We start from the raw sequence: 2,270 nt of genomic DNA on the forward strand, positions 1-2,270 counted from the left end.
GGCCCGGGACCAGCCCTCGTCGGCCGCCGTACGCCATGCTGCCGGGTCGGGGGCGGGCGCGGGCCTCCACCCGTACGCGCGGATCAGGCCCTCGGCCACCAGGTCCTCGCAGGTCCCGATCAGCGCCTGCGCCCTCGGCACCGACAGATCGGCCAGGTGCAGCTGATAGAGGTCGATCCGGTCGGTGCCCAGCCGGCGCAGTGAGGCGGTCACGGCACTGCGCAGGTACCCGGGCGACGCGTCCTCGCCGGTGGCCTGCCGAGCGGCCTCGTCGAAGGTGTAACCCCACTTGGTGGCGATCACGGCGTCGTCGCGGCGACCGGCGAGCGCGCGGCCGAGCACCCGCTCACCGTGCCCGGCCCCGTACGTGTCGGCGGTGTCGAAGAGGGTGATGCCCAGTTCGAGTGCCCGGCGTACCGCCCGCACCGACTCATCGTCGTCGACAGCGCCCCAGCCCAGTGGCTGGGTGCCCTCCGCCCAGGGCCCGCCGATCGCCCAGCACCCCATGCCGAGGGCGCTGACCTCGATGCCGCTGCGCCCCAACACCCGTGTCGTGACTACCATCGGCCGATCGTGCCACCTTCGGCGGACCGGGGCGTAGCAGATCGGCGGGCGGACACGCGGGCGCACGGGGACGGTCACGGTGCGGCATGATCAACGTGTACGACGGCTCGGGGTCGACATCGGCGCAGTGATCATCCGCGGCGCGGCCGGCGGCGACGGTCAGGACGGCCAGGCGCGGGCGAACAGGTCCCGGGTGTCGCCGAGCAGCTGCGGCAGGACCTTGGTGCGGCCGATCACCGGCATGAAGTTCGCGTCGCCGCCCCAGCGCGGCACCACGTGCTGGTGCAGGTGAGCGGCGATGCCGGCGCCGGCCACCCCGCCCTGGTTCATGCCCAGGTTGAAGCCGTGGGCGTTGCTGACCTTGCGGATCACCCGCATCGCGGTCTGGGTGTACGACGCCAGCTCGGTGGTCTCCGGCACGTCCAGGTCCGTGTAGTCGGCGACGTGACGGTAGGGGCAGACCAGCAGGTGCCCCGGGTTGTACGGGTAGAGGTTGAGCACCACGAACACGTGCTCACCCCGGGCCACCACCAGGCTCTCCCCCGGCGGCAGCTTCGGCCCCCGGCAGAAGGGACAGCCGGTGGGCTTCTCGTAGCCCTCGGCCGGGCGGTCCTCGCCGGAGATGTAGGTCATGCGGTGCGGCGTCCAGAGCCGCTCCAGACCGTCCGCCATGCCGTCGCTGTCCGTGTGCCGTTCCACCCCTGTCACGAGCCGATCCTACGGAGCCCCGCAGGCATGCCGCGACACCCGCCGTAGGGAAACCCGGCATTGCAAGTTCTTGACGGATCAAGGCGAAGGCATGAAACTTCCATCCATCCACGTACTTCCATGAATTAATGGAGGGCTACATGTACCGACGGCTCGGCAGATTCCTCGCGGCACTGGCGATGACCGCCGCCACCACAGTGGCCGGCGTCACCCTCACTGCCGGCGCGGTCCAGGCGGACGGCTGCTACACCTGGACACGCACCCTGTCCCAGGGGGCGTCCGGCGAGGATGTCCGGCAACTCCAGATCCGGGTCGCCGGCTACCCCGGCTACGGCGCGGTGCTCACCCTCGACGGCGCGTACGGCCCGGCCACCCGATCGGCGGTGATCCGCTTCCAGCAGGCGTACGGGCTGCCCGCCGACGGCATCGCCGGCCCCCAGACGTTCAACCGGCTCTACGCCCTCCAGGACGACGACTGCACCCCGGCCAACTTCAGCTACCCCGAGCTGAACAAGTGCAACAGCGACTGGTCCGGCGGTGCGGTCTCGGCGAGCACCGCCCGGTTCAACGCGCTCGTCTCGATGTGGAAACTCCAGGCCATGCGGCACGCCCTCGGCGACGTGGCCATCGCGATCAGCAGCAGCTTCCGCAGCTACGCCTGCAACAGCGCCGTCGGCGGAGCGTCGAACAGCCGACACCTGTACGGCGACGGGGTGGACCTGGTCGGCTCCCCGTCGTTCTGCCGATTGGCGCAGCAGGCCCGCAACCACGGCTTCGGGCAGATCCTCGGCCCCGGCTATCCCGATCACAACGACCACACCCACGTGGCGGCGGTCGGAGGCTGGTCAGCGCCGAACTGCGGCATCTGACACCCCACGCCGACCTCCCGGCGTCGGTCCCACCCGCGCCAACCTCCCGCGCCGGTCCCTCCCGCGCCGGCTTCCCGGCGAAGATCGCGCCCGAACATGGAAGTAGTGGCCTCCCGCACCGGGGAGGCC

3 protein-coding genes are annotated in these 2,270 nt (G+C 71.2%); 1 reads left to right on the forward strand and 2 read right to left on the reverse strand.

Annotated elements, in window-relative coordinates; all coding sequences use genetic code 11:
* Positions 1-564 (reverse strand): aldo/keto reductase (locus ABZ749_RS34115; protein WP_357235283.1); only part of this gene is annotated, 564 nt, incomplete at its 3' end.
* 159 nt (positions 565-723) lie between these two features.
* Complete coding sequence (locus ABZ749_RS34120) at positions 724-1,236, reverse strand: HIT domain-containing protein (RefSeq protein WP_357235289.1); 513 nt, start codon at positions 1,234-1,236, stop codon at positions 724-726.
* 164 nt (positions 1,237-1,400) lie between these two features.
* On the opposite strand from ABZ749_RS34120, the gene ABZ749_RS34125 reads away from it, so the two are divergent.
* Positions 1,401-2,141: a D-Ala-D-Ala carboxypeptidase family metallohydrolase gene (locus ABZ749_RS34125; protein WP_357235286.1), complete on the forward strand. Its 741-nt coding sequence runs from the start codon at positions 1,401-1,403 to the stop codon at positions 2,139-2,141.
* Positions 2,142-2,270: the final 129 nt, after the last annotated feature.

Source organism: Micromonospora sp. NPDC047753 (assembly GCF_040642735.1).
GTDB lineage: Bacteria > Actinomycetota > Actinomycetes > Mycobacteriales > Micromonosporaceae > Micromonospora.